A 26,086-nucleotide genomic window follows, 5' to 3' on the forward strand; every position below is an offset into this window, starting at 1 on the left:
AATGTCGTTCAGAAAATTTATTCATCTATCCGCCAAAATTCCGGAACCCGACTTCCTTACTTAGAATAGTTTTTTTCTCAGCTGGATTTCGCTCACTGGCAGTCGAAGATAAATGTTGAGGCTTTGTCGATTGGTGTCTCAAGACGGTGCTGGGAATAAAAAAGTTTCTTATTCGCGAGGTCAAATGTGTAGAGTGAGTGCACCATGGCTGCATATTTTACCAACACGCTGATGGAATGCTCCCCGACCCCTACAACGGAGACTTCTGCGCCATCTGCTCGTGAGCTCTGGTAGCCTCTAACATCTTTGTAGAGAATGTCGATCTCTTTGGTTTCGCTAACTGTAAGCGCTATCAAACCGGTTGTGTCTGACTGCCAACCTGCGTCGTCGTCGCTAAAGAATTCGCTTGAGTTGAAAAAGGAATAGCCCTTACCTACCGGGCATTCTGCCAAACTGGCTGCTTTCGTGCTCGCGAAAGGGAAGAAAAGCAATACGGCAGCGGCTAGCGAAACAGCTTTTTGCATCTTAGCTCGATCTATCATTATCAGTGTGACTTGGTGACTATGTGTCTTTTCTAGCTACAAGGAGTTTCTTTAGAATCTCTGCTGGTTAGATATGTCTCTGATTAAGCGGAGCCCTAGGACTAGGTTAGTATCCCGCCCACCAACTTTCCGCCAATGTTAGGCGCCAACGGTAAGCCCAATTCTTCTTTATTGATATCTCATGTTGCTTGCTTCAGGCCGAACCATTCCGATCGGTTTTTGGGTGTTCATCGGGAGAGCCCATAGTAAGACTATAATGGTAAGTCTGTTTTGTTTTCTCCCCATTCCTGCTTTCACGCGCCTAAATTGTATCAAGCATTTCTTTGCGCACGATAGGCTGTGCACTGCTGCTTAATAGCAATTTAATTGGCGTGATTAACAGTTCATGTGATTACGCGTGAAGGCCGCGAGCACCTAGACAGTATTGCCCTTGAGGGTGTGACCAGTTCTTTAGAATGCATTCGTTCATTAGCTAGCTTGGCTCAAGTTGTGAGTCATTGCAATGTGTGGTGTAAACAATCTCGTTTGGGTCCTTCAGGTATCATTAATTGCGCATTTTAGTGAGGCTTTCTTCTGGTAGTTGGGTTTTCTCATTAACTTGCTGGATACAAGTAGCGAGCAAGGTGGTTTGCGTCCGTCTACTTATCGTGATCTTGCAAGTGCTGTGGGTTGGGGCGTGCAGCGTTTGCCGATTCTTTCATTTTGCACTGCTGATGATGCGCTGGACTCAGACAAATAGGCGATAAAATGCAGGAATGGTTCAGTAAGAATACGTGGTTATTGATATTGCATTCTTATGGGACAGTTTTGATTAATCACTATTTCTGATGATAGGGTACGAGGCGGTCGCTGCAGCGTAAGCCGAGACTCTGATTTTCAGTGCTCCGCCGTTGATAATTTAATAATGTTATTCAACAGGTTAGTTATGAGCTGGAATGATCGTTCTTTTTGGCGGTGGAGAGTTGGGTTTTATCCTACGTTTTGTCACTGATCAATTTCTCCGGGCGCTAATCAGCTTCTGCATCTCTAGGAGATTCACTTATTGACCGACGCGCTGATATCTTCTTATCGTTGATCTTGCCTCGGCCATGGTCTCGCATCTTGAAGCGAGCATGAGGCCGGTTCGGGGCCGTAAAACCGCTGTAAAAAAGCGAGAACGGCGCTGCCCTCCCTCAGGCGGATCACCACTCGACATAACAGCCTACCTGTAACCGTTTTGACAGACGGAGGCTCGGCTATGTCTAAAATAGCAATTCGAGGAACCTACCTCACCTACACGGGTGACCCCTTCAAGTCCGCAGTTGATGACGTGATGAAGGTGGAATCCGATGGTATCATTCTGATTGAAGACGGCAAGATCAAGGACATGGGACCTGCAGCGCAGATGCAGGCGAAGCTCCCAGTCGAGATCGAAGTGATAGAGTACAAGGACTCTGTCATCATGGCCGGCTTTATCGATAGCCACGTTCACTATCCGCAGACCCAGATCATTGGCGCCTATGGTGAACAGCTCATCGAGTGGCTTAACAACTATACCTTTGTTGCCGAACAGCAGTTCCGTGACAAAGCCCACGCGACCAAGGTTGCAGAAGTCTTCCTGCGCGAGCAGCTGCGGGCGGGCACGACATCCGTTGCAACGTTCTGCACGGTTTACCCGGAATCCGTGGACGCGTTTTTTGAGGTGTCCGAGCGATACAACATGCGCAACATCGCCGGCAAGGTGATGATGGACCGCAATGCCCCACCTGCGCTCACCGATACGGCCAAACAGGGATACGACGATTCAAAGGCGCTGATCGAAAAGTGGCATGGTCGTGGGCGTCAGATGTATTCGGTCACGCCGCGTTTTGCGCCAACTTCCACGCCGGAACAGCTGGAAGCAGCAGGTGCGCTGTGGCGTGAATCCGAAGGCACCTTCATGCAGACCCACGTTTCCGAAAACGTGAATGAAGTGGCATGGGTGAAGGAGTTGTATCCGGAACATGAAGGATACCTCGACGTTTATGACAAGTTCGGCCTCTGCGGCGAGCGAGCACTGTTCGGCCACGGTATCCACCTGACCGAGAAGGAGCTTGCCAGACTGTCCGAAACGGGTGGCACCATCACCCATTGCCCAACATCCAACTTCTTCCTGGGTTCAGGGTATCTGAATGTACACAATGCCAAGAAGCTCGAACGCCCTGTTCGTGTCGGTTTGGCAACCGATCTGGGCGCAGGCACCAGCTTCTCCATCCTGCAAACACTGAATGAGACATACAAAGCAGCACAGTTGAACGGAAATGCCTTGTCGGCGGGCCATGCTTTCTATCTGGCAACCCGCGGCACAGCAGAGTCCATGTGCATCGACGACAAGGTCGGTCACCTTGCGCCGGGCATGGAAGCTGACATCGTGGTTCTCGATCTGAAACCAACACAGATCATGGATTTCCGCATGTCCTTCGCCAAGGACTTTGAAGAACAGCTGTTCATCCTGATGACACTGGGTGACGACCGCAACACCCGCGCGACCTACGTCGCCGGCAAGCTGGTCTATGACCGTGGAGAGCTTCCGGTCACCGCTCGTTTCGCTGCTTAATCCAATTTGGTGAGACCGGGCCGCGCGCCCGGCTCCTCACCCTGCTCACAGGAGCAAAGTATGTCTACCGTAAATAATGCAGATATGGCCCGCACCGAGCCCAAGCTCGGCGGTGCCAATGCGTGGCTTGTCTGGGTCATCGCAACAACTTTCGTGGTCTTCCTGTTTTCCATTCAGACGGGCTACGCCATTGTGAACTCATCCATGCAGGCGTCTACCGGTGTCACCGTGGCTCAGGTCGGAATCATCGCAGCCACCTACACATGGGTCTTTGCGTTCTGTCAGTTCTATGGCGGGGCGATCCTTGACCAACTGGGCGCGCGGCGTGTGCTGCCAATTTCCGTGGCTCTGGTCACTGCGGGCACGTTCTTGTTCGCCAACGCATCTGGCTTTGGCATGCTTCTGCTGTCTCAGACAGTTCTGGCCATCGGTTCCTGCACAGGGTTCGTTGGTGCCGGGTATGTGGGCGGCAAATGGTTTGGCATGGCCAAATTTGGCGTGATGTTCGGCCTTGTACAGGTCGTCGCAGCGGCAACGTCATCCTTTTCTCAGAACTTGATCGGTATGGCGCTGGACGTTGTGGACTGGCGTGCACTGTTCAACTATGTCGGCTTTTTCGGCATAGGGCTGACGGCAATTGCCTTCCTGTTCGTGCGTGATCCGGAACCCGTTCACCCAGAAGCCAAGTCTTTCGGTGCGTTCTTCGTGTCCGTTACCAAGGCGCTATTGAGTGTTGCCAAGAATGTTCAGGTTCTGATTGCCTCTGCTTACGGCGCTGCCACCTTTGGTGCCATGCTTGCTCTAGGCGTGATCTGGGCGCCAAAAATCGTCATGGCTCATGGCATCGAAGCGGGCACGGCTTATCTGGCCACGTCCATGCTTTGGATCGGCTTGGCCGTCGGGTCCGCAATCGTGCCATCTTGGTCCGAGCGCAACCATTCCCGTAAACTCCCGAACATGATCGGCACCGCAGTGCAGTTGGCATCCCTTGCTGCCTTGCTCTACATCCCGAACCTGGGTGGCATTGCATGCATCGCGTTGTTGTTCATCTTCGGCTTCGCAAATGCATCTCACATGCTGGCGTTCTCCGGTGCCGCGGACGTTGTCCCGGTCGAGAAGATCGGCACCTCAGCAGCAGTAGCAAACGGCAGTATGTTCATCTTCGGTGGTATCTTGATGGGAATGCCCGGCGCACGCTTCGGTGAAGCCGCCGAAATGGGCCTTGAAGGCATAGGCGCATCACAGTTTGCCATGTTGCCAATCACTGTTGTTCTAGTCGCTGCCCTTGTCCTTACCGTGGTGATGAAAGAAACCCACCCGGCAAAGAATAAGGGTGCCAAGGAATGAAGAAATAACCATCAAAGGGTGCTCCAATCGGGGCGCCCTTTGTTGCTTTGAGCGAACCAAACCGTACACAAGGGGGGAAGGGCATGACAGAAACAGCTGGTCATCCCCAAACTGAAACTTATCGCAGTACTCAAAGCCAGATTGACTTTAGGGGGAGCGGCCGCGCTTGGCTCAATTGGGGGCTGGGCGTGGCTTTTGTCGTTGTCGTATTCATCATGCAATCGGGCTACGCCATCACGAACAAGTCGGTGGCGGCGGATTTGGGCTTGTCGCTCACGCAGGTCGGCTTGGTTGGGTCTGTCTACACATGGGTGTTTGCCATTGCCCAGTTCGGATCCGGGTCCATGCTGGACCGTCTGGGCGCACGGCGGTGCTTGCCCTTGGCGGCGGCATTACTCACCGTGGGGGCAGTGGTCTTTGCCTTGGCCACAAGTTACTGGATGCTGATTGCTGGGCAGGTTTTGATGGCGCTGGGGGGCTCCTTTGGTTTCATCGGTGCCGGTTTCATCGGGGGCCAGTGGTTTGACCCTCTCAAATACGGCTTCATGTTTTCATTGGTACAGTTCGCAGCGTCTACAGGCGCGTTGGTTGGTCAGCGAAGCATTTCATTTCTGATTGAAAACCTCGGCCTGACATGGCCTGTTCTGATTGGTGGGATCGCGGTTTTGGGAGCGCTTGTTACGGTCCTTATGCTGTTGGTTTTACGCGATCCGCCAGGTGCGGAAGAGAACCGTGAAGGGTGGCAGGGTCTGCGCAGCTTCATAGACAGCATTCTGACAGCTGTCAGCACGGTCGCCTCGGTGCGGGCCGGCTGGTTGAACGCACTGATTGCCGGTGCCACCTTTGGCTCTCTCTTTGCCATGGGTGTCGTATGGGGGCCGCGCTTGATGATGGCTGCCGGAATGCCGGATGGCCAGGCTTACTCTGTGGGCTCACTCTGCTGGCTGGGGCTTGCAACCGGCGCTCCCTGCATCTCCTGGCTGTCTGATCGCCTTGGCAAGCTTGTCAAGCCGATGGCTGTGGCTTGTGCCTTGCAGCTTGTTTTCCTTGGTGCCGCGTTGATCTGGGCGCCCGTATCTCCGGTACTGGCGTCGGTTCTGCTGTTTGCTTTCGGATTTTGTGCCGGTGGCTCCATGCTGCCTTTTGCCATCGCGGCCAAGCTGGTGCCGGGAAAGCTGGTAGGCACGTCGGCTGCTTTGGTCAATGCCGTGCAGTTTATAATTAGCGGCATGTTGATGGCGTTGCCTGGCCAGATACTGGCTGGTGCAAGCAATGTCGTTCCCGCCCAGAACATTGTGGCAGAGCCAACCTACGGGGATTATCAGGTCGCCATGCTGGTATTCCCCGGTGCATTGCTGCTCGCGTTGATCCTGAGCTTTTTCCTGCATGAGCCATACAGTGAAGCGGACCGCGCTCACCTTGAAGTGGAGGCTAATGAGATCGCCGCCATGATTGAAAAACGCAAGATCGGTTGAAACAACCTCCCAGCCGAGTGAAAGGCCATGAACGGATAAGCTGTTCATGGCTTTTCTTGTTTCTTGTTTGTGCTCTTGTGTGCAGGAACATAGGCAGATCGCTTCTTGTTCTGTTAAAACGGACAGCGAGGTCGAGAGGCAAAGGGGATCAGCGGTGCGAACAGAACCGGCGAGCGGACCGGCAAACCTGACAGAACGGTTCGAAGCGTATGCCGAAACGCCGCATACCATCCGTAGAGTATTTTACGCGGGCAATTTACCCGCGCCGCCGCCTTTGGCTTATCAGGTCCATTTCCCGCGCCTCGAAATGGTGTTGGATGGTCAACTGCTCATGGAAGTGGGAAACAACACCGGCGAAGATACCCAGCACCTTATGACGCGTGGTTGTGCGCTATACATTCCGGCAGAGAGCTGGAACAAACCGGTACTCACCCATCCGGTAGAAACTCTGAGCATTTTGATTGGCAAGCAAAGCTTTGGCCTCAGCATTTTGAAGTGGAATGGGGAAAATTACGAGACCGCACTGAAGCACAACATCATGCGACGAGGACCGCGTACCGGCACATTTATCGTTCAGGCGCTGGAGGAACTGAGTTGGCATGTTCAGGATCAACAAACCGCGCGACTGCTTGTGGCCTCGCTTTTGAGCCATATCAGCGAGTTGACCCACTCACCTCCCGAAGCCCCTTCCAAGAGCAAGGCTTTGTTTGAAGCTGTCCGCGGTTATCTCGAACAGCATTATCACGAGCCGCTCACGCGGGATTCCGTTGCCAAGCACTTTTACATCTCGTCGAACTACCTTTCCCAATTGTTTGCAAAGGAGGGAAAGGTAAAATTCAATGAATACCTGAACCATATTCGTCTGGAGCGGGCAAAATATCTGCTCAAGGAGTATGATATGAAGGTGAAAGAGGTTGCTCACAGATGCGGATTTTCTGACAGCAATTACTTCTGCAGACTGTTTCGGGCACAAACTGCGCGCTCGCCATCAGAATACCGGACTCACTACCGAAGCAGGGTCAAGGCTGAGGCTACAGACTGATCTTTGTCGCAGGTGGTGCGTGTCGAATTTTCTCCAGCGCCTCAAATACGTGAGTAGGGTCTTTCAGAAAGGCCGTTATGGTTGCTCGCACCAACCGGCAGTCCTGAAAACGCTCGCTGCCCTCGATGTTGATATCTGCAACAATCACGACGACATCTGCGTTCGCAATCATGTCAGCCGACAAGGCGTTTTCGGAGCCAAGTGCCCCTTGAGTTTCAACAGTGATGGTGTGGCCGGCCTTCTTGGCCTTTTTCTCCAGAAGCTCTGCAGCCATGTATGTATGAGCTACACCGCTTAAACATGCCGTAACACCAACAATTTTCATAGTTGCGCCCACAAACCATAGAAACCCAACGGGTATCATCCCGCTGGGTTTCTGTCATATGCGCTAAATCAATTGGACGCAACTATCGCTTAAATGACATCAAGAACTGTGGTTTCCGCGCCGTACACGCTTTCCCAGTCGCTGGTGAAACCGGCAACACTCGAGTCCGTAAGGGGGTGTATCAGGAGCTGGTCGAACACATCCGGAGCGATCGTGACCGATTGGGCACCGGCTTTCGCGATCTCATGGACCTGTTGAACGTTTTTGAACGAGGCGGCGAGCACTTTAGCTTCTAACTGATAAACGTCGATCAGATGAGCAATTTCGGCAGCGACCTGAGTGCCATCGGCGCAAATGTTATCCAGACGGTTCACATAGGGTGCCAGAAACTCCGCCCCGGCCACTGCGGCCATCAGCGCTTGCTGTGGCGTAAGAATGGCTGTTGCAGTGATACGGAAGCCAAGTGCCTTTAGTTCCTTAATGGCTTTGATGCCTTGCTGGGTGACGGGCACCTTGATGATGATTTCTTCATCGATCTCGCGCATGGCCTGCGCTTCCCTAACCATCACCTCGGCTGTTTTGCCCATGACCTGAGCGTGGAGCATCCGATCTTTGCCGATGACGGCCCGAATATCGCGGATGATATCCGCGAAACTCCGCTTTTCCTTGGCGATGATGGAAGGGTTCGTGGTTACGCCAGCAAGCGGATACAGGTCAACGGCCTTTTTGATCGCTTCGATGTCTGCGGTGTCGAGCATATAAATCATGGTAGCCTCATGTGGTCCTTTAGTAGCCGAATTCTCTTAGGCATTTTGTCAGGGCAGCCTTGCTCTCGGTAAAGCGGATGCCTTGTTCTGCAAGTTTGGAGGTGTCTAGTCGCACATCTCGCGTTTTGGGGGCTTCAGCAGGTTCTAAAAGCACGTCAAGGCGTTCACCTTGCCCGAGCTCCTTGAGAATATGCTCCGCGATTTCATAACGGCTGGCTGGGTTATGAGCACCCGTATGATACGTCCCATAGGGAATTTCAAAAATCTGCGGGAATTGATCAATCAACTCATGCACATAGGTTAAGCCACGGAACTCGTTGCGCCGTTCCCTCATCTTGGCGCCGCCAATCAGCGCTTGCATCGTGTTCCAGAGCACATTCGGGTTGATGCTGGTCTGGCGTTCAGGCAAGCCAAACAACCAAGTAAAGCGCAGAATCCACATTTCTTCGAGGATCTGTTTCAGCCGGCCCTCTGCTTCCAGCTTGTTCAGCCCATATACAGTGTCGGGTACAGCTTCATGGTCTTCGCAGTACGGCCCAGCTTCCTCGTTGCCATTAAACACCTGCTCCGTGCTGATAAAGACGAGTTTCGATCCGACTGCGCGGCACGCCCGGCCCACGTTTACCGCGCCGGATACATTGACCTTGTGCGCCACATCAGGATGTTTGTTGCAAAAGTCTGTAACCGCAATGGCGGCGGCGTGAATGACATAGTCCGGACGGAGTTCATCAAACAGGGCGTCAACCATCTCGGCGTTCGTGATATCCAGTTGCTCAACATCGGTTGCGGTGATGGCGAACCTGTCTTGATATGTCTTGATGAACCGGGTTCCGAAAAAGCCGTTTGCGCCGGTAATGAGGATTTTCTTCTTCATGGTCACCCACCAATGTTTACTGTGTAACCGCGTGCCTCGACGCGGCGTCTTATGGCTTCGATTTCGGTGTCGGTTGGCACCGGCACATCCTTGAACTCATAGTCCATCCCGAAGATTTCATACTTGTTGGCGCCGAATTGATGGAACGGCAGCAGATGAACCTCCTGCAGGTCAAAAGCACTCAGGAAGTCGAGAATGGCGTCGATATTCTCGAAGCTCATGGTGTAGCCAGGAATCAATGGAATCCGCGGGACAACATGTGTGCCTTGGTCGACCAGCTGTCGGAAATTATCCAGACAGCGTTGTAGGTTGATGCCGACAACATCCTTCGCGACTTTCGAATCCATGATCTTGAAATCATAAAGAACCTCGTCACAGAACTGCCCAAGCTCCAACAAGAGCGTTGTGTTCCCGTGCCCTGTCGTTTCTATAGCCGTGTTGTAACCCAGCCGTTTCAGTCGCTTCAAAAGCTCCAAAGCAAAGGGCGCCTGCGTGAGCACCTCACCTCCGGATAGCGTTACCCCGCCACCCGAAGAGCGGTAGAACACCTCGTCCCTCTCGATTTCGGCCATCAGCTCATCAAGTGTCATGTCCGTGCCGACCAACTCGAGGGCACCTGTGGGACACTCGTTCACGTCATTTGAGCAAACTGCACAGTGACGGCACTTGGCCTCTCGGCGAATGATCTGTTGCTTTGAGGACCGGGACTCGGGATTGGAGCACCAAGGGCACCGCAAGGGACATCCCTTGAAGAACACAACAGTACGGATGCCCTCGCCATCATTGAGCGAATAGCGCTGGATATTGAATACCCGCCCGGTAGAAGGGGGTGGCGTTCCCTCAACCGCAGCATCGTGACATCTGTTTGGATTACAGCTCATGGGCCGTTCTTCTGATGATGTCATCTTGGATTTCCTTGGATAGCTCAACGAAAAAGGCGCTATATCCGGCAACCCGAACCACGAGACCAGCAAAGTCCTCTGGACGCTTCTGAGCGTCACGCAAGGTTTCAGCGTTCAGCACGTTGAACTGAATGTGCTGTAGTTTCAGTTTCATGAATGCGCGTAAAAAGTCGCCAAGCTTGGTTAGCCCCTGTTCGCCTTCAAGGGTGGATGGAGTAAATTTCACGTTCAAAAGGCTGCCGTTGGACAGCAAATAGTTGTCCAGCTTACTCACGGACTTGAGAACAGCAGTGGGGCCTTTGTGGTCTTTTCCCAGCATGGGCGAGAGTCCGCCGTCCGCCAACTGTTCGCCTTTCAAACGACCATCCGGTGTTGCGCCAACGACTGCACCTAGGGGGACGTGAGCCGAAACCGTGTAGGAGCCGGGGGTGAAAACTCCGCCGCGCGGGTTTGTGTATTGCTCCACTTCCTTGCAGTAGAACCGCAGAATATCTGCACCATAGGTATCGACGCCGTCGATGTCGTTGCCGTACTTGTCGTAGCGATTCATCAAGCGGGCGCGGATCTGCTCGCCTCTTTCGCCATCAAAGTTGCTCTCCAGAACGTCGATGAATTCTTTGAAAGTCGCGCGCTTTTCTTCGAACACGAACTGCTTAAGTGCGGCTAGGGAGTCCGACAGATTGGCAATGCCGATCCCCTGAACCCCGGAGAAGTTGTAGCGTGCACCGCCATAGGTAATGTCCTTGCCGTTTTCGATACAGTCGCTGATGAAGGACGATAGCAGGGGCACGGGTGCCCAGTCGCGATGGCCGATGTCACAGATATTGGACCCTTCGGCCATCAACTTGACGTAGTGGCGAATGTCCTGCCGGATTTCCTCGAGCAGTTGCTCGAAGGTTATCTCCGCGTTGTCCTTGTTGCGGTCCAGCACCAACTCCATCACCTTCAGGAGATTGAACATGGCGATGTCATGCAAGCCGTAGGTCTTGCCTGGAATTGAAAGCTCCACGCAGCCTACAACGGAGTAGTCGCGAGCGTCTTCCAGCGAAACACCGCGGTTGAGGAAAGCAGGCACAACCACTTCGTCATTGAAGATCTGCGGAATGCCGGTACCCATTCGGATTGTTTCAGTTGTTTTGCGCAGGAACTCACGGTCGATCAACTCATTGACGCGTACGCCCAGGTTGGGCTGAGGCAGCCGGATGCTCTGATATGCGTCAAGGCACAACAGCGAAAGCTCATTGACGGCGCTGCGGCCAGTCTCTGTCAAACCGCCCAACAAAATGGTGTAGCCTGTCGGGAAACCTGCGAAGAATTTTGCGCTACCGGTTGAGCGCAGCAGAACCACATCATTGGTCTTGATCCAGAGGCTTTCCAGATACTCTTTCAGGAGCGCCGGGTCTTCTCCGTTGGCAAGAGACGCTCGATAAAACGGCAGCATATACTGATCGAACCGGCCCAGTGAGAGGGAGCTGGCATTGGATTCGTATTGCAGGATCACGTTCATGAACCAGAACAACTGCACCGCTTCGTAAAAGTCCTCGGGCTTTTCGGTGACGATTTTCGCGGAAATCGATGCGATTTTCAGCAATTCCTCGGCTCGGGCTTTATCGTCGCAATCGTCTGCCATTTTGCGCGCCAATGCTTCATAGCGGCGAATATGTCGAATGGAGGCTTCCAGAAGAATGACAACAGCCTTGTAAAAGTCATTCTCGCTGTTTTTCGCGCTTAGGACTTTCAACTCATCCAGAAGGGTTCCGAGACCATTGCCAAGAAGGCGGTCGAAGTCGATGATAATGTGCCCCTGACCTTTGTCGGTCTGGTTCACGCTGAAAATCTTGTGGCGGGTTGCTTCTTTAATTTCCTCGGGAAACTGGGCATTGATGAAGTCTTTCATGGAGCGCTTGGACCAGTATGGTAGCAGCTGCTCACGATAGATTTTCTTGTCATCCTCGCTAATGAAGAACTTGTCCTGGGGGCGGGTTTCGAAAGTGTCCAGTTCCTTGTCCAGCCAGTAGGGATCCATTTCCGGGGACATGATGCCTGCGCGTGGCTTGACTGTTCTGTTGCCAGCAATCAGTTCATCAGGGCGGATCGAAATCTCGACATTGTCCAGAATGTGAGCGGTCGCCAACGCCCGCCGAACCAGTGTGTGTTCGCCTTCGGTCTGCTTGTGGCTTTCGGTATACAGAAGAGCGCGTTCGAGAGAAATTTCGCGTTTGGCTTCAAACAAGGCGGCCTTGAGGCGTTCAATTCTTGGAGTGCTCATCTAAAGCTCCCGGATGGCTTCGTAATCTGGTGTAGGCAAAGGAGAGGTGGGGGAGTGGGGAGCCGTGGCTCCCCACGAGGCCGTCTTGGGATTAGGCAGCCTTGTTAAGATGGGCTTCAATCTTGTCCATTACGGCAGCCGCGCGCTTGACAGCATCGCTGACACCGATGCGCACGACCACTTTGCCTTCAAAACGTTCTTGACCCTTGATGTCGATATCCTTTGTCAGGATGACGACGTCTGCTGCTGCAATGTCTTCTGCGGTCAGTTCGTTCTCAATGCCGATGGAGCCCTGAGTTTCGACCTTGCATGCCCAGCCCTTGGCCTTTGCGGCCTGTTCGACTGCTTCAGCAGCCATGTAGGTGTGAGCGACGCCGGAGGGACATGCGGTTACTGCGACTACGTTTGTCATGATCTTCGCCTTTTTTGTTTGATGTGCTTTGTGTGGGAGCCGTGCAGATCAACCGAACTCGATATCGAGGTCGCCGTCGTCTGCTGCTTCCTTGGTCGGTGACTCCTTGCGCATGGACTTGAGAGCGTTCACCAGTACGGCAGTGACAACGGCACCAACAGTCAGGGCGACAATGAACCCAATGCGGCCATCAACCACTGGCAGCACGATCAGGCCACCCCAGGCTGCAAAGCACTCAACACCGAGAACCGCAGCAGTTACTGCACCACAAGCGGTACCAATCATGATGGAAGGCAGAACCCGCAGAGGGTCAGCAGCAGCAAACGGAATTGCACCTTCGGTGATGCCTACAGTGCCCATAAGGAAGGAAGCGCGACCGGCTTCTTGCTCAGAAGGTTCATAGAGCTTCTTGTTGATGAAGGTAGCCAGGCCCATGCCGATGGACGGAACCGCAACGGACACCGCGCTGATGCCGGCCACGTTGTAGATGCCTTCACCCACACACATGATGACAAAGGCGTATGCTACCTTGTTGACTGGCCCGCCCATATCAAAGGCGATCATCAAACCCATCACGATGGCAAGAACAACGATGCTGGAATCCTGCATACCGCGCAGGAACTCGGTAAGAGACGCCGTGGCCATGCCGATTGGTTCGCCAATACCCCATACCATGACACCGGCCGTAATGAACGTACCGACGATTGGAATTACGAAGATCGGCATGATTGAGCGGGCAAACGCGGGCACTTTGATCTTCTTGAGATAGTGCACGATGATACCAGCCAGAAGGCCGGCGAAAATCGCGCCGAAGAAGCCAGTATTGTACATGTTGGCGCCAATGAACGCGCCGATAGCTGCCGGTGCCAGTGCGGACCGGTCCGCAATGGAGTAACCAATATAGGCTGCCAGGATTGGCACCATGAGCTGAAAACCGGCAACGCCGATGAAGAACAGATCATGAAGCCAGGTGCCTTCCGCCGGAACAGCGCCCTCACCATAGAGCATTACCGAGGCTGCGAGCAGAATACCACCAGCCACAACAAACGGGATCATGTAGGACACGCCTGTCATGAGATGTTGTCGGGTATTCTTGAGTATTACTAGTAGATCATTCATCTGATTATCCTCCCCAGAGAATATGAGCGAATAGCGATCGGTCTTTTCCAAGCGGTCCCGACCTCTGTGAGGCCCTTGGAAATCAAGTTGAGTATGTTGGATTCTGTGCTACTCAAGTAGAGGACAAAAACACTATTTACTGGATAAATGTTAGATATATAAAGGATGGAGAAATACGATAAATAACGTAGGTAGTAACAATTACAAGAAATATATTTTATTAACTAATTGATATAATTTACTAAATAATGACGCCGTTATGGTGATGCAGATTTCATCTCCGTTGCGTGCTCTGAAGTATGTAGTAATTCTAATGTATCTAAGATCTCTGTGGTATTCTAACAAATGTCCAGCAAAACGAAGTTTTGTCCAATAGAGACACCGGTGGTTCCCGGCTACAGTTGGATCAACAGCTTGACCCAGAGCTATCTTTTGATTCTGAGGGACACAAAATGAAAACATTCTCCTTTACTTGTGAATTGCCGAATGGTGTCCATGCGAGACCGGCTAATCACGTAGAGACGCTGTGTAACAACTATTCTTCTGAAATAAAATGGACCAATGAGCGCACCGGTATTACTGGCAACGCCAAGAGCGTTCTATCCTTGATTGGTACGGATACCCTTTTTGAAGACACTTGCACCATCTCCGTTGAGGGCTCGGACGAGAATGAAGCGTTTGAGAAGGTCAAGCAGTTCATAGAGACTGAGTTTGAACACTGTGATGCGCCTTTGGAAACCGCGAATGAAGACGATGGTGAGTTCGTGCCCTTGCCACGCAACTTCGCCAATCTGAAGGCGGAGCACATCAGGGGGCGCGCTGTCAGTGGCGGTTTTGGACGTGGCAAACTCGTGCGCGTCGGGGCTGTTGATTTTGATAGCTTGACGGATCTGCCGCCCGTTGCCGCTATAGAGGAAGAGAAGAACCAGCTGGAAGCGGGATTTGAAACTCTTTCCCGGTCGTTCAAGGTGCAGCTTGCAAGCGCCGCGGCCACTGAGGCGGATGTGGTAAAGGCGCATTTGGCCATCGTGAACGATATCGAATTCAAGGCAACGCTTGATGCAAAGATGGCAGAGGGCAAGGGCGCTGCAGAAGCTGTTATTGCAACTGCAAAGCATTATACCGCGCAGCTGAGAAACTCCGCCAGTGCCTATATGCGTGAGCGTGAGCTCGACATTCGCGACGTATGTTTTCAGCTTCTCCAGGCGATTTATGGAGAGGACAAGTTCTCCAACTCGCTGGCTCTAACCGGTCCGACCATCTGTCTGGCAGATGACCTGACACCGAGTCAGTTTCTGGAGTTGGATAAGAGCCTTCTCAAGGGATTGATACTGACACGCGGTGGAAGCACTTCACACACGGTCATTCTGGCGCGGTCTTTCGCCATCTCGACCCTTGTTGGCGTGGATGAGACCAAACTGGGCGATCGCTTGGGCTATGAAGTCATGGTGGATGGTGATCTTGGTCTGGTGGTCACAGAGATCACAAAGCCGGTATCCCGTTACTACGAGCAGGAACAACGGGTTCAGGACACTGTGCGCGAACGACAGGCGGCTTTTCGTGATCAAAAGGGAATGACAGCTGATGGCAAACCAGTGGAACTTGCCGCAAACATTGCACACTCCATAGAAGCCGGTCCTGCGTTCAGGAACGGTGCCGAAGCCATCGGCCTGTTCCGCACTGAAATGCTGTACATGGACCGCACCTGTGAGCCGGATGAGGATGAGCTCTACAACATCTATTGTCAGGCCATTGAGGATGCTGATGGAAAATCCATCATCATCCGCACCATCGACATCGGCGGTGATAAGCCGGTCGACTATCTTCAGATTCCGGCAGAAAACAATCCGTTCCTCGGATATCGTGCCGTACGCATCTACGAAGAGTTCATTGACCTGTTCAAGGCGCAATTGCGTTCGATCTTGCGTGCTTCGGCACATGGGTCGCTGAAGATCATGATCCCCATGATTTCCTCCCTTGAAGAGATCCTGTGGGTGAAGGATATCTTGGCGGAAATTCGTCAGGATTTGCGCAAAGAGCATATCCCGTTCGACGAGAAAATCCCGCTGGGCATCATGGTTGAAGTTCCGTCTGTTGCCTTCATTATCGACCAGTGCTGTGAGGAGGTCGACTTCTTCAGTATCGGAAGCAACGATCTGACCCAGTATCTGATGGCCGTTGACCGGGATAATGCCAAGGTAACTAAGCACTACAACAGCCTGAATCCGGCGTTTTTGCGCACGCTTGATCACATTGTCACTTCGGTCCACCGCCATGGCAAGTGGGTCGGCCTGTGTGGTGAGCTGGGTGCGAAGGGATCTGTCCTGCCATTGCTCGTTGGCCTCGGTCTTGATGAAATCAGCATGAGCGCTCCCAGCATTCCGGCAACCAAAGAGCGTGTCTCCAAGCTTGATAGTCGCCAATGCCGTATCTTGCTGAACAAGGCCATGGACTGCCGAACCTCTTTGCAGGTGGAACACCTTCTTGCTCAGTTCCGCATGGAACAGTCTGATGCGCCTCTCGTCTCCAGAGATTGCATCATGCTGGATGCCGACCTGCGCTCCAAGGAAGAGGTTATCAAGACATTGTCGGATAACCTCTTTCTTGCGGGGCGTTGCCGCTACCCCAACAGCCTTGCGGATGACCTTTGGGCTCGCGAAGATGTGTTCTCTACTGGCCTTGGTTTCGGGTTCGCTATACCGCATACAAAATCCGAGCATATCGAACAGTCCGCGATCAGCGTTTCTCGTTTGGCAAAGCCAATCCAGTGGGGTGATGAAGAGGCGCAGTTCGTCATCATGTTGACCCTGAACAAGCATGCGGCAGGGGATCAGCACATGAAGATTTTCTCCAAGCTGGCGCGCCGCATAATGCAAGAGGAGTTCCGCAGCAAGCTCATGAATGCTGCATCTGTCGCAGAGGTTGAAAACACGCTGAAGAGCGAGTTGGAACTCGCCTGACCGCGATAAGGTGATGGGGGCTCGGTCTCCTCCCACGGGGTCCTCGTTTTCTTGGCAGTCCGGCGTTTGGCCGGGCTGCTCTTTTTCAAATCCGGGAGCAGGAGGATGGACGCATGACACCAATCAAAACGGCGCTGATCGGATTTGGCATCTCCGGACAATCTTTTCAGGCTCCGATTTTGCAAGCGCTGGGTGAGTATGAGTTGACCAGCGTCGTCTCAAGCAATACTGAAAAAGTTCATGCTCAGTTGCCGTCCGCAGTCGTTTATCCATCCATTGATGAGCTGCTTGCAAAAGGCGATGAGGAGTTGGTGGTCATTGCGACCCCAAATGAACTACATGGCCCGTTCGCCGAAAAAGCCTTGCGTGCTGGCAAGCATGTGGTGGTGGAAAAGCCCTTTACGATCGACAGTGCAGAAGGCAAGCAGATTGCGGCCTTGGCGGAAGAGCAGGGCAAAAAGATCAGTGTCTATCACAGTCGCCGATTTGACGGTGATTTCCTCACTATCCAGAAGCTGATCTCAGAAGGGCACCTTGGCGAGGTACATACCTTGTTCTCCAGCTATAACCGCTATCGTCCTGTGGTGAAGGATCGGTGGCGGGAGCAGAATATTCCCGGCGCCGGAATTTTGTATGATCTCGGGTCTCATCTTATTGATCAAGCGTTGGCCTTTTTCGGGCCCCCTAAAAGCGTGACAGCAACCTTGCGAAACCAGCGTCCCGGCGCGCAGGCTGTGGACCACTTTCATATCTGCCTTGGTTACGACCAAAGGGACGTCATTCTGCATGGCAACAATCTCAGCACGACTGAAGGCCCGCGCTTTCAGGTCTATGGCTCGGAAGGTGCTTTCATCAAATATGTAATGGATAAACAAGAAGACCTGCTTCGCGAGTTGAAGGGGCCCGGCTGCGAGGGGTGGGGCGAAGACCCTGAGAGCGCATGGGGCGTCTACACTGATGCCAGCGGGAAAGCCGTTGCTGTGCCAACCGAACGCGGTTGCTATGAGCGGTTTTACCTTGAAATGGCTTCAGCTATCCGTGGTGGGGGCGAGGTGCCCGTGATGCCGCAAGAAGCAATCACCACAATCAAGATCGTTGAAGCGGCTTATGCCAGTAGCGCCGCGCACAAAACCGTTTTCCTTTAGGGGGGGATATGTCAGAGCTGTTGGAGAAGTTGCTCGAGCAGGAGAGCCGATTGCAGTTCGCTTGGTTTTCTCACCAACGGGCCTGGGACCTTGGAGTTGCGCTGAAAACGGCAGCAGAAGCTGAAGGCGCAAGTGTTGCCATTGATATTACACTGAATGGTCTGACGTTGTTTGCCTTTGTCCTGCCCGGTGCGCGCGGTGACAATCTTGAGTGGGTCAGGCGCAAGAAAAACTCGGTAACCCGCTATCATCACAGCACTTGGTATCTGGCCAACGCCTACAAGGCCAAGGGCAAGAACATGTATGAGGGGTCCGGCGTGGATCCGAAAGACTATGCCTGCCACGGCGGTGGTTTTCCTTTAACTGTCCGGGGCGTGGGTGTTGTTGGCTCGATTACGGTTTCCGGTTTGCCGCAGGAAGACGATCACCGTCTCATCGTGGAGGTGCTTGAGAGCTTCCTCGATGAGGGCGAGAAGGCATGCGCTGACTAGCCAGAGCCTTCCTGCCCGCGTCCCCTCGTTTTTCTTCGCCTGTACGAGGGGGCGCAAGCACTACGACTGGATGCGAGCCAGTTCATGGCGACGGGAAATTTCCTATATATCTAATTTATTGCTCATCGTTGGTTTATTACCGTCGGAATTGGCAGCTAAAATGCCTTTCATCGCATCGCGGGGCGCCATTTTGTGGGTGTGTGGTGCGTATCTCGGGGATCCGAGAAAAATGGTTTCTTTTGCGTGGTGACGCAATCTAGTTCTCTTGTTGTCTGATCACCGTCGAAAACGGGGCGAAGTTCGTGCAGACTGAGTTCTTGGGTTGGCCTCCTTTCCGTCTACGTAACATCGCGTGAATCTGCTAGGCATGATGCAACAGTGGTAAAAACGGAGAGGGACATGAGCGAAATCAAGGGTAAGTGCGTCATCATTACGGGGGCCAGCCGCGGAATTGGTGCAGCTACTGCGCGCTATCTTGCCGAACAGGGCGCGAAGGTTGTTTTGGCTGCGCGAAACAGCGAGGCTATCGGAGATCTTGCTCAGGAAATCATTGCGACCGGTGGTGATGCCTCGGCCTTTCCATGTGATGTGAGCGATTATGACGAAGTGGCCGCGCTGGTTCAGCATTGCCTTGATACGTTCGGCAAGATCGATGTTCTGGTGAACAACGCCGGCGTCATTGAACCAATCGCGCCGTTGATTGAAAGCGATCCCCACGAATGGTCAAAGGTGGTCGATATCAACTTGAAAGGCGTTTACTACGCCATCCGTTCCGCAGCCCCGCACATGGTCAAGCAAGGGAGCGGCACCATCATCAACATCAGTTCTGGTGCGGCCTACATGCCCCTCGATGGATGGAGCCAGTACTGCACAACCAAGGCTGGCGTTTTGATGCTAACCCAGTCGGGCCACCATGAATTGGCAGCTCAGGGTGTTCGTGTAATGGGGTTATCGCCCGGGACTGTTGCCACCAACATGCAGGTGACCATCAAGGCCTCTGGGATCAATCCGGTTAGTCAAATGGATCCGTCGGTTGATATACCCGCCAAATGGGTTGCAAAGGCGATTGCTTTCCTGATCGGTCCCGGCGGTGACGACTATGTGGGACGTGACTTTTCCTTGAAAACCGATGAAGGGCGAGTCGCTGTTGGGCTGCCGGGGCTGGCCGGGTAGCCGTGCCCAATCTTGCATCTGCAAAGGGCGTTGGACAATCAACGCTCTTCACGCGTTATCACAGGGGTTTTACTGTACCCTTCCAAGCGCTGTGCCTAGTCTCCGCCGCATCATGGACTGGGCATGGAGTGAGGTACTGAATAGGGCATGGGCAGGTGTTGAAGGTTCACCCGAGCGAAACTGATCAGATCCGTCAAGGTACACGCATTACGTTGGAGGGCCTCTCCAAACAATATGCTGACCAAACCGCCGTGCATCACATGAACCTTGACGTAGCTGGCGGTGAGTTCGTTGTATTGCTCGGACCTTCTGGATGCGGAAAGACCACAACCCTTCGTCTTGTCAGTGGGCTCGATACACCCAGTGCTGGCGATATCGCCTTTGATGGTCATACCGTTGCAAATCTCCCAGTGCAGCAGCGCAACGTCGGGCTGGTCTCGCAACGCTTCAATCTGTTCCCCCACATGCGGGTTTATGACAACGTCGCATTCGGGCTTTCCGTAAGGGGGGTAGGGGCGAGCGAAATCCGCGAACGGGTGCATGTTATGCTGGAAGCGGTTCAACTCGTCCCTTATGCAGACCGTTTTCCTTCTCAGCTCTCTGGCGGCCAGATGCAACGCGTCGCGATTGCCCGCACGCTGGTTACTGAGCCGAAAGTTCTGCTGCTTGATGAGCCATTCGCCAGTCTGGATACCTCGTTGCGCATGGAAATGCGCTCTTTCCTCAAGGAACTCCAACGCGATATGGGCATGACGACACTGCTGGTCACCCATGATCAGACGGAGGCTATGGATCTGGCCGATCGGATAGCGGTCATGTTCGATGGACATCTGGCGCAAGTTGGCGTGCCTGAGGATGTTTATCACCATCCGATCTCGGAGCGCGTGGCCCGGTTCATGGGCGCTTCGAATATAGCGCCCGCCACTATGGTGAGTCCCGATTGTATCGACACACCATGGGGGAAGCTTCAAGTAGCGAAGGCTGATGTGGGTGCGGGAAGCTGCAAAGCGATGGTGCGATATGAAGCAATCGGCATTTCTTTGGACAAAGAACCGCTTTTGAACGGACCGGCCAACCGGCTTTCAGGCACCATCACGTCCATTGAGTTCTTGGGGCCAGTCAAGCGTTGCACCGTCCAGGTGGGGGCCGAATGCTTGATTGCCGACCAACCCTCGACCAGCTCTTTGCAAGTTGGGCAACCTGTAGCGGTACTTATTTGCCCCGACCACATTGGCCTTTTGAGGAAATAGGAAATGCCTGAGTGCATTCTGATTTCCGGCAAATCCTGAAGGGAGATTCGATGCAAAACCTGAAGAAGATGGGATGGAGCGCTGCACTTTTGACAGCGCTGCTTAGCGCTGGCAGCACCCATGCCATGAGTGATGATGAGTTTCGAAACGAGTTCCTAGCCGGATCTATGGCGTGGAGTGAGGTGGAAAGCCGAGCCCAGGAAGAGGGAACCGTCAACTTCTACTACTGGGGTGGTAGTGACATCATCAATTTATGGATTGATCAGGTCGCCAAACCGGCTCTTGCTGAACGTGGCGTGACGCTAAACCCTGTTCGAATCTCTGCCACAAAAGACACCGTTGATGTCATCATCGCGGAAATCGCATCCGGGAAGGGCTCGGGTGAAGGGTCCGTCGACATGGTGTGGGTGAATGGCGAGAACTTCTTCACACTAAAACAGCAAGGCGCGCTGTGGGGCTCATTTGCCCATAAGCTGCCGAACTCTGCAAATTTCGAATGGGATGAAACGGATCCACGCTCACTTCTCAACCTTCGCGATTTCGGCACGCCAACCGAGGCCATGGAGATGCCGTGGTCGGGAGAACAGTATGTCTGTGCAGTGAATCGTGCCCACGTAACGCAATCGGAAACACCCGCCACCTTTGCGGACTTGAAAGCCTATTTGGAGCAGAACCCGGGCAAATTCACCTACGTGAAGCCTCCGCATTATCTCGGCAACACGTTTGTGCAATCCGTTCTGTATGCCCACAACCCTGAGGGCTCCGGGGCTGATCCCTTCCAAAACTCTCTTGAAGACCTCGGGGTAGAGCGCCTCGCCACTCTCATTACACCGGGTTTCGAGTATCTCAAGGAGCTTGATCCGTTGCTGCTGGGCGGGCCACAAGGAAATCCGCGCTATCCGGAAAGCTCTTCCGAGCTGGATAATCTGTTCTTGAACTCAGAGGTGCATTTCAACTGCAAGTTTGGGCTTTATGGTGTGCACACTGGGCTGATCACGGGCACCTATCCCGAAAGGGCAGAGGAAATGATCTTTCCGAAGGGCAACATGATCAAGAACAAGAATTATTTGGCAGTTCCGCTCAACAGCCCGAACCCGGCCGCGGCCTTGGTCGCGATCAACTACTTCTCCTCGGTGGAAGCGCAGGCCTCCATGATGGCTCAGGCTGGCATGCCGGCAGGTGTTGACATGTGGACCCTTTCGGCGGCTGATCAGGCACGTATTACCGAGGCTGCGCCACCTCACTACGGTGTCACACAGGCAGAACTGGATGCCAACATCGCGCCAGATACTAACGCCAGTCTTGTTGATGTGATCGAAGGCACGTGGCTTGAAGTGATTGAGCGTGGTTCGAACAAACCAATCAAGCAAGTAGTGGCTGATGTTGTTGCAGGTCTGAATTGAATGAGTAACCCATTTGGGCGAGCCCGATTGCTCGCCCATCCCGTGTGAGGCAGATGACCACATCGCATCGCTATTCCAAAACTCGGACAACCTTTGGTCTGTGGCAGCTCATTCAACTGGCTCCGGCATTGTTGGTGGTGGTCGGTCTGTTTGGCGGCGCACTTGCGTTGGCTTTGCTGCAAAGCTTGGGCTTTGCCCCCTGGTTCGGTATCAACGAGTTTCCCAATCCCAACTACTTTTTAGCTCTTTGGTCAGAACCGGACTTTTGGCGTTCTCTTTGGTTGACGCTGTATTATGGCCTTGCTTCAACGGTAGTCGGTCTGGTGATCTCGGTACCGTTGGCGTTGACGTTTGAACGCAGATTTCGCGGCTCGAAAACACTGTTGGCGCTGACGCGGCTACCCTTGATGATACCCTACACGGTGGGCATTGCCCTCGCGCTTCTCATGCTGGGAAATGGGGGCATCCTATCGCGCTTGGCTGCCGGTCTGGGACTGATTACCGATCCTGGCGAGTTTCCACGCGTGCTTCAAACACATTGGGGTTGGGGTGTTATTGCCGTCTATGTGTGGAAGCAGGTGCCGTTCATGACCTTGGCCTTGTTGGCTGTGCTCATGGGAATCGGTCAGGGCACACGAGAAGCCGCGCGTATTTTGGGAGCGAGCCAGGTTCAGGTGTTCTGGCGGATCACTCTGCCGCAACTCATGCCGGGCGTTGTCTCAGCCTCGCTCATTTGCTTTGCGTTCAACGTGGGGGCGTTTGAGGCCCCGTTCATACTGGGCGGCGGGCATCCGGAGACGTTGCCCGTGCTGGCTTGGCGGTATTTCAATGATGCAAATTATACCTACCAGCTTCAGGGAATGGCAGTCATTGTCTCTCTGATCTTGGTGTCTGGTAGCATTCTGGTAGGCTATCTCGCGATAGTTCGACGGTTCGAGCGGGTGCGAGGAAAAGCTCCATGACAACTCAGGGCCTGCGTCGTCTATCTGTAGGGCAGAGGCTTTTCGTTCTCGCCGTGCTGGCTTTCACGGTTGGGCCGTTCGCCCCTCTATTGATCCAAAGCTTTGCATTTCGTTGGGCTTGGCCGGATTTGATGCCATCGGTTTGGTGGTTCGAACAACGCCAGATTTCGCCGTTCCCTTTGGCGTGGGACTATGTTCTTTCACCCACCTCTCAGGTGTTGGAAGCCACAATCAACACCGTGGGAATTGGTGTTGCAGTTATGGTGGTGTGCCTCATCATTTGTTTGCCAGCCGCACGGGTATTGGCGCGCGGGCATTTCCGAGGAAAAAGGCGCTTGGAGTTTGTGTTCTCGTTGCCGCTGTTGGTGCCGGAAGCGGCTATTGGAATCGCACTTTTAATGATCTTCATCGGTCTTGGGATTTCCGGCACGTATCCCGGTGTGATCGCTGTGCACCTCATCCCTACTGTACCCTACATGCTACGTATGCTGACCTCCGTGTATCAAGGGCTGGATGCGGGCTATGAAGATTGTGGTCGCGTTCTTGGCGCCAACGAATGGCAGGTGCTTACCAGGATAACGCTGCCCCTTTTGCTGCCTGGGGTTCTGGCGGGTGCGTTGTTTACTTTTCTGGTTTCTACCAATTTGTTTTTGCTAACGTTTTTTATTGGTCAAGGTAAGATTGTCACGCTGCCGACCTTGCTGTTTTCGCAAATCTCGGGCGGGGCCATGGGCGCCACGGCGGCAGGGATCGCGTTGATAGCGTCCATACCGGGTTTGATCCTGCTGGTCCTCTCGGATCGGCTGATCCGGGAGGAGGCTTTTGCGTTGGGCATTGGTGACACCTAGCAGCGTGTCAGGCGCGCGCTGGGCGATAGAAAATCCGCTTGAACCGGTCTTCCGGTAGCATCAGCATCACTCGGCTGATCAGGATCATTGCGATGACAGTAAAGACAAACCGCCCGATCAGCACCCCGGAATAGTGTCCACCGAAGGCCATCATGACCAACGGATCTTCAATCAAGCCGTGGCAAAGCCCCATGAAGCTGACGGAAAGCACCACGTCGCGTGGGCTTAAATTACCTGCTTGCGCTTCACGAATGATCAGTCCGCCGCCATATGAAAGGCCTAGCAATACGCCGATCATGGTGATGTTGGTCGCTTTGGGGCTGATCCCCATAAGGCCGAGGAGCGGCGCAAACAAGCGCGTCAGCCAGCCTGTAATGCCGGTGATTTCCAACAGTTTCAAAAACACGATCAACGCCAAAATGATCCAGAACAGTGAAAAGAGCAGGGAGGCGCTGGACCATGCCCATTCAAGCCATGTCTCATCAGCCTGGGGTACGACGGGAAGCCAGCTCAGGTCGAGCGGTTGTTGCAGCCAGTTACCCGCAGCGTAAATAAGGTTAAGGATCACACCATACGCCATGGCCACGACTAGGCGCAAACCGGCTGAAAACACAAAACTCACGCCGGCTTTGCGGGAGATGCCTTGCTCCAGTGGCAGCGCATGCGCAATCAACACCATGGACAGAAGCACGGTGACTTGAGCGACAGTCATTTCCATGCCGGGCAACAAACCCATCATCGCTGCCAATGCGCCGTAGTTGTTCACCAGCAATCCGGTGGCAAAAACAATTCCTGTCTCGGCAGGCAGCCCCGCCACGCTCATGACGGGACTTAAAATGGCAGCCAGATGCTCCACGGCGCCAAACTCAATGCCAATGCGCACAAGGATCATGATAGGCACCATGACCTTGACCATATCGATGAAGAGCGAAATGGCGTCCTTGCCTAATTTGAGAGCAGCGATAAGAACGGTTTGCATGAAAGGCATCCCTGCGCGTGGGGCTGATGGAAGGAGACCTAGGTGTACTGAAGCAAAAACTGGAGTGCAAGATAGTCAGGCTTGCGAAATTGGCCCGCCAGAGATGAGGCCAGCTAAAGGCTCGAGGCGCGCCAAGGGACACAGCGCGCCCGATTTGGAGGTGGGGTCAAATGCCGTTTTCCACGGCCAGTTTGGGCCCCACCGGCTTGGTCAGCAGGCCGAACAGGTCTCGTGGATCAGTCGGATCAGCTACCATGTCCAGGGTATCATAGAGCCCGGTTGCGACCGCCCGGTCGTGCAGGTAGCGCAAGGCTGAGAAGTCTTCTGTGGCAAATCCGACAGAATCGAACAGGGTGATCTGGCGATCGTCATCTCGGCCCTTGGCCTCGCCTCGGATCACTTGCCAGAGTTCATTCACTGGGTAGTCATCGTCCAGCTGCTGAATTTCCCCTTCAATGCGTGTTTGCGGCGGATACTCGACGAAAATCTTTGATCGAAGCAATACGTCTTTGTGCAGCTCTGTCTTACCGGGACAATCACCGCCAATCGCGTTGATATGCAGCCCACTCCCAACCATGTTGTCGGTCAAGATGGTTGCGTTTTGTTTGTCGGCGGTAACCGTTGTTATGATGTCAACGCCGGCGACGGCTTCTTCCCCGCTGGTACAGGCCGTCAGGTTGAATCCACGTCCATTCAGATTGCGCATCAGCTTTTCAGTTGCTTTCGGGTCGATGTCATAAAGACGCAGATCGGTAATGCCCAGCAGTTCCTTGAACGCGATTGCCTGAAATTCCGACTGCGCGCCATTGCCAATCATGGCCATGCTTTTCGAACCTGGACGCGCAAGGACCTTGGCAGCAACGGCTGATGTGGCTGCGGTGCGCAGTGCAGTGAGCACCGTCATTTCCGATAGCATCAGCGGGTAGCCGGTATAAACATCCGCCAGCAAACCGAACGCGGTAACGGTCTGGAGCCCTTCCTTGGTGTTCTTGGGATGACCATTTACATATTTGAAGGTGTAGTGCTCTCCATCACTGGTTGGCATCAGCTCGATCACACCTACTTTGGAGTGACTGGCAACCCGCGGGATCTTGTCGAACAGTTCCCAGCGTTTGAAATCCTCCTCCACGTAGGAGGCGAGGCCTTGCAGAAACTCTTCGATACCCTGATCGCGTACAATTTCCAGGATGTTGTCGACGCTGACGAATTTTACCATTTACGTGTCC

General features: G+C 53.6%; 22 protein-coding genes. 12 read left to right on the forward strand and 10 right to left on the reverse strand.

Annotated features, from left to right (window positions below):
• Positions 1-92 precede the first annotated feature (92 nt).
• Entirely contained in the window at positions 93-524 is a 432-nt protein-coding gene (locus G512_RS0104395) for a hypothetical protein (protein WP_143181373.1), read from the reverse strand.
• A 1,255-nt stretch (positions 525-1,779) separates the two neighbouring features.
• Here G512_RS0104395 and guaD point away from each other — a divergent pair.
• From guaD to G512_RS0104415, 4 genes are all read left to right on the forward strand, one after another.
• On the forward strand, positions 1,780-3,117 hold the full coding sequence (gene guaD, locus G512_RS19950; protein ID WP_036488445.1) for a guanine deaminase: 1,338 nt from the start codon (positions 1,780-1,782) through the stop codon (positions 3,115-3,117).
• Between the two features lie 60 nt (positions 3,118-3,177).
• The gene (locus G512_RS0104405; RefSeq protein ID WP_081657357.1) at positions 3,178-4,464 is read left to right on the forward strand and encodes an MFS transporter; all 1,287 of its coding nucleotides are present in this window, start codon (positions 3,178-3,180) and stop codon (positions 4,462-4,464) included.
• An 83-nt stretch (positions 4,465-4,547) separates the two neighbouring features.
• Complete coding sequence (locus tag G512_RS19955; protein WP_051268879.1) at positions 4,548-5,939, forward strand: MFS transporter; 1,392 nt, start codon at positions 4,548-4,550, stop codon at positions 5,937-5,939.
• A 154-nt stretch (positions 5,940-6,093) separates the two neighbouring features.
• On the forward strand, positions 6,094-6,981 hold the full coding sequence (locus G512_RS0104415; protein WP_208974931.1) for an AraC family transcriptional regulator: 888 nt from the start codon (positions 6,094-6,096) through the stop codon (positions 6,979-6,981).
• Here the strand turns inward: G512_RS0104415 and G512_RS0104420 are convergent.
• The 7 genes from G512_RS0104420 to G512_RS0104450 all read right to left on the reverse strand — a co-directional run bounded on the left by G512_RS0104420 (position 6,971) and on the right by G512_RS0104450 (position 13,649).
• Complete coding sequence (locus G512_RS0104420; protein WP_028480668.1) at positions 6,971-7,306, reverse strand: PTS fructose transporter subunit IIB; 336 nt, start codon at positions 7,304-7,306, stop codon at positions 6,971-6,973. The genes G512_RS0104415 and G512_RS0104420 overlap by 11 nt on opposite strands.
• Positions 7,307-7,395: 89 nt before the next feature.
• Positions 7,396-8,073, reverse strand: coding sequence for a fructose-6-phosphate aldolase (locus G512_RS0104425; RefSeq protein WP_028480669.1), 678 nt, complete (start codon positions 8,071-8,073; stop codon positions 7,396-7,398).
• 19 nt (positions 8,074-8,092) lie between these two features.
• The gene (locus tag G512_RS0104430) at positions 8,093-8,947 is read right to left on the reverse strand and encodes an SDR family oxidoreductase (protein WP_028480670.1); all 855 of its coding nucleotides are present in this window, start codon (positions 8,945-8,947) and stop codon (positions 8,093-8,095) included.
• A 2-nt stretch (positions 8,948-8,949) separates the two neighbouring features.
• Positions 8,950-9,852 (reverse strand): [formate-C-acetyltransferase]-activating enzyme, encoded by a 903-nt coding sequence (locus G512_RS0104435; RefSeq protein WP_028480671.1) that lies wholly within the window; start codon positions 9,850-9,852, stop codon positions 8,950-8,952.
• Entirely contained in the window at positions 9,818-12,118 is a 2,301-nt protein-coding gene (locus G512_RS0104440) for a formate C-acetyltransferase (RefSeq protein ID WP_028480672.1), read from the reverse strand. The genes G512_RS0104435 and G512_RS0104440 overlap by 35 nt, the downstream gene beginning before the upstream one ends.
• Positions 12,119-12,209: 91 nt before the next feature.
• The gene (locus tag G512_RS0104445; protein WP_028480673.1) at positions 12,210-12,530 is read right to left on the reverse strand and encodes a PTS fructose-like transporter subunit IIB; all 321 of its coding nucleotides are present in this window, start codon (positions 12,528-12,530) and stop codon (positions 12,210-12,212) included.
• Positions 12,531-12,578: 48 nt separating this feature from the next.
• Complete coding sequence (locus G512_RS0104450) at positions 12,579-13,649, reverse strand: PTS fructose transporter subunit EIIC (RefSeq protein ID WP_028480674.1); 1,071 nt, start codon at positions 13,647-13,649, stop codon at positions 12,579-12,581.
• Between the two features lie 452 nt (positions 13,650-14,101).
• Between G512_RS0104450 and ptsP the strand changes: the two genes are divergently transcribed.
• The 8 genes from ptsP to G512_RS19965 all read left to right on the forward strand — a co-directional run bounded on the left by ptsP (position 14,102) and on the right by G512_RS19965 (position 23,881).
• Complete coding sequence (gene ptsP, locus G512_RS0104455) at positions 14,102-16,609, forward strand: phosphoenolpyruvate--protein phosphotransferase (RefSeq protein ID WP_028480675.1); 2,508 nt, start codon at positions 14,102-14,104, stop codon at positions 16,607-16,609.
• Between the two features lie 113 nt (positions 16,610-16,722).
• A complete protein-coding gene (locus G512_RS0104460; protein WP_028480676.1) occupies positions 16,723-17,754 on the forward strand; it encodes an oxidoreductase in 1,032 nt (343 codons plus the stop codon).
• An 8-nt stretch (positions 17,755-17,762) separates the two neighbouring features.
• Complete coding sequence (locus G512_RS0104465; protein ID WP_028480677.1) at positions 17,763-18,245, forward strand: heme-degrading domain-containing protein; 483 nt, start codon at positions 17,763-17,765, stop codon at positions 18,243-18,245.
• Positions 18,246-18,644: 399 nt separating this feature from the next.
• Positions 18,645-19,418 carry an SDR family oxidoreductase gene (locus tag G512_RS0104470; RefSeq protein WP_036488451.1) on the forward strand — a complete coding sequence of 258 codons (774 nt, stop codon included), beginning with the start codon at positions 18,645-18,647 and terminating at the stop codon, positions 19,416-19,418.
• Positions 19,419-19,573: 155 nt separating this feature from the next.
• On the forward strand, positions 19,574-20,668 hold the full coding sequence (locus G512_RS0104475) for an ABC transporter ATP-binding protein (RefSeq protein ID WP_208974932.1): 1,095 nt from the start codon (positions 19,574-19,576) through the stop codon (positions 20,666-20,668).
• Positions 20,669-20,718: 50 nt separating this feature from the next.
• Positions 20,719-22,071, forward strand: coding sequence for an ABC transporter substrate-binding protein (locus G512_RS0104480; protein WP_028480680.1), 1,353 nt, complete (start codon positions 20,719-20,721; stop codon positions 22,069-22,071).
• A gap of 53 nt (positions 22,072-22,124) precedes the next feature.
• On the forward strand, positions 22,125-23,033 hold the full coding sequence (locus tag G512_RS19960) for an ABC transporter permease (RefSeq protein ID WP_051268882.1): 909 nt from the start codon (positions 22,125-22,127) through the stop codon (positions 23,031-23,033).
• The gene (locus tag G512_RS19965; RefSeq protein WP_051268884.1) at positions 23,030-23,881 is read left to right on the forward strand and encodes an ABC transporter permease; all 852 of its coding nucleotides are present in this window, start codon (positions 23,030-23,032) and stop codon (positions 23,879-23,881) included. Before G512_RS19960 ends, G512_RS19965 begins: the two co-directional genes overlap by 4 nt.
• 7 nt (positions 23,882-23,888) lie before the next feature.
• Here the strand turns inward: G512_RS19965 and G512_RS0104495 are convergent, their stop codons facing one another.
• Together G512_RS0104495 and G512_RS0104500 are read right to left on the reverse strand one after the other, a co-directional pair.
• Positions 23,889-24,860: a hypothetical protein gene (locus G512_RS0104495; protein ID WP_028480681.1), complete on the reverse strand. Its 972-nt coding sequence runs from the start codon at positions 24,858-24,860 to the stop codon at positions 23,889-23,891.
• 166 nt (positions 24,861-25,026) lie between these two features.
• Positions 25,027-26,076 (reverse strand): ornithine cyclodeaminase, encoded by a 1,050-nt coding sequence (locus tag G512_RS0104500; RefSeq protein ID WP_028480682.1) that lies wholly within the window; start codon positions 26,074-26,076, stop codon positions 25,027-25,029.
• Positions 26,077-26,086 lie beyond the last annotated feature (10 nt).

It is taken from the genome of Pseudovibrio exalbescens DSM 16456 (assembly GCF_000422785.1).
In the GTDB taxonomy this organism is placed as follows: domain Bacteria; phylum Pseudomonadota; class Alphaproteobacteria; order Rhizobiales; family Stappiaceae; genus Pseudovibrio; species Pseudovibrio exalbescens.

What these genes read in the sequence shown, in the direction of transcription:
- G512_RS0104480 (WP_028480680.1), top strand. Translation starts at nt 20,719, where the DNA reads ATGCAAAACCTGAAGAAGATGGGATGGAGCGCTGCACTTTTGACAGCG.
- ptsP (WP_028480675.1), top strand. Translation starts at nt 14,102, where the DNA reads ATGAAAACATTCTCCTTTACTTGTGAATTGCCGAATGGTGTCCATGCG.
- G512_RS0104420 (WP_028480668.1), bottom strand. Translation starts at nt 7,306, where the DNA reads ATGAAAATTGTTGGTGTTACGGCATGTTTAAGCGGTGTAGCTCATACA.
- G512_RS19965 (WP_051268884.1), top strand. Translation starts at nt 23,030, where the DNA reads ATGACAACTCAGGGCCTGCGTCGTCTATCTGTAGGGCAGAGGCTTTTC.
- G512_RS0104425 (WP_028480669.1), bottom strand. Translation starts at nt 8,073, where the DNA reads ATGATTTATATGCTCGACACCGCAGACATCGAAGCGATCAAAAAGGCC.
- G512_RS0104495 (WP_028480681.1), bottom strand. Translation starts at nt 24,860, where the DNA reads ATGCAAACCGTTCTTATCGCTGCTCTCAAATTAGGCAAGGACGCCATT.
- G512_RS0104445 (WP_028480673.1), bottom strand. Translation starts at nt 12,530, where the DNA reads ATGACAAACGTAGTCGCAGTAACCGCATGTCCCTCCGGCGTCGCTCAC.
- G512_RS0104405 (WP_081657357.1), top strand. Translation starts at nt 3,178, where the DNA reads ATGTCTACCGTAAATAATGCAGATATGGCCCGCACCGAGCCCAAGCTC.
- G512_RS0104435 (WP_028480671.1), bottom strand. Translation starts at nt 9,852, where the DNA reads ATGACATCATCAGAAGAACGGCCCATGAGCTGTAATCCAAACAGATGT.
- G512_RS0104450 (WP_028480674.1), bottom strand. Translation starts at nt 13,649, where the DNA reads ATGAATGATCTACTAGTAATACTCAAGAATACCCGACAACATCTCATG.
- G512_RS0104470 (WP_036488451.1), top strand. Translation starts at nt 18,645, where the DNA reads ATGAGCGAAATCAAGGGTAAGTGCGTCATCATTACGGGGGCCAGCCGC.
- G512_RS19955 (WP_051268879.1), top strand. Translation starts at nt 4,548, where the DNA reads ATGACAGAAACAGCTGGTCATCCCCAAACTGAAACTTATCGCAGTACT.
- G512_RS0104460 (WP_028480676.1), top strand. Translation starts at nt 16,723, where the DNA reads ATGACACCAATCAAAACGGCGCTGATCGGATTTGGCATCTCCGGACAA.
- G512_RS0104500 (WP_028480682.1), bottom strand. Translation starts at nt 26,076, where the DNA reads ATGGTAAAATTCGTCAGCGTCGACAACATCCTGGAAATTGTACGCGAT.
- G512_RS0104440 (WP_028480672.1), bottom strand. Translation starts at nt 12,118, where the DNA reads ATGAGCACTCCAAGAATTGAACGCCTCAAGGCCGCCTTGTTTGAAGCC.
- G512_RS19960 (WP_051268882.1), top strand. Translation starts at nt 22,125, where the DNA reads ATGACCACATCGCATCGCTATTCCAAAACTCGGACAACCTTTGGTCTG.
- G512_RS0104465 (WP_028480677.1), top strand. Translation starts at nt 17,763, where the DNA reads ATGTCAGAGCTGTTGGAGAAGTTGCTCGAGCAGGAGAGCCGATTGCAG.
- G512_RS0104395 (WP_143181373.1), bottom strand. Translation starts at nt 524, where the DNA reads ATGCAAAAAGCTGTTTCGCTAGCCGCTGCCGTATTGCTTTTCTTCCCT.
- guaD (WP_036488445.1), top strand. Translation starts at nt 1,780, where the DNA reads ATGTCTAAAATAGCAATTCGAGGAACCTACCTCACCTACACGGGTGAC.
- G512_RS0104430 (WP_028480670.1), bottom strand. Translation starts at nt 8,947, where the DNA reads ATGAAGAAGAAAATCCTCATTACCGGCGCAAACGGCTTTTTCGGAACC.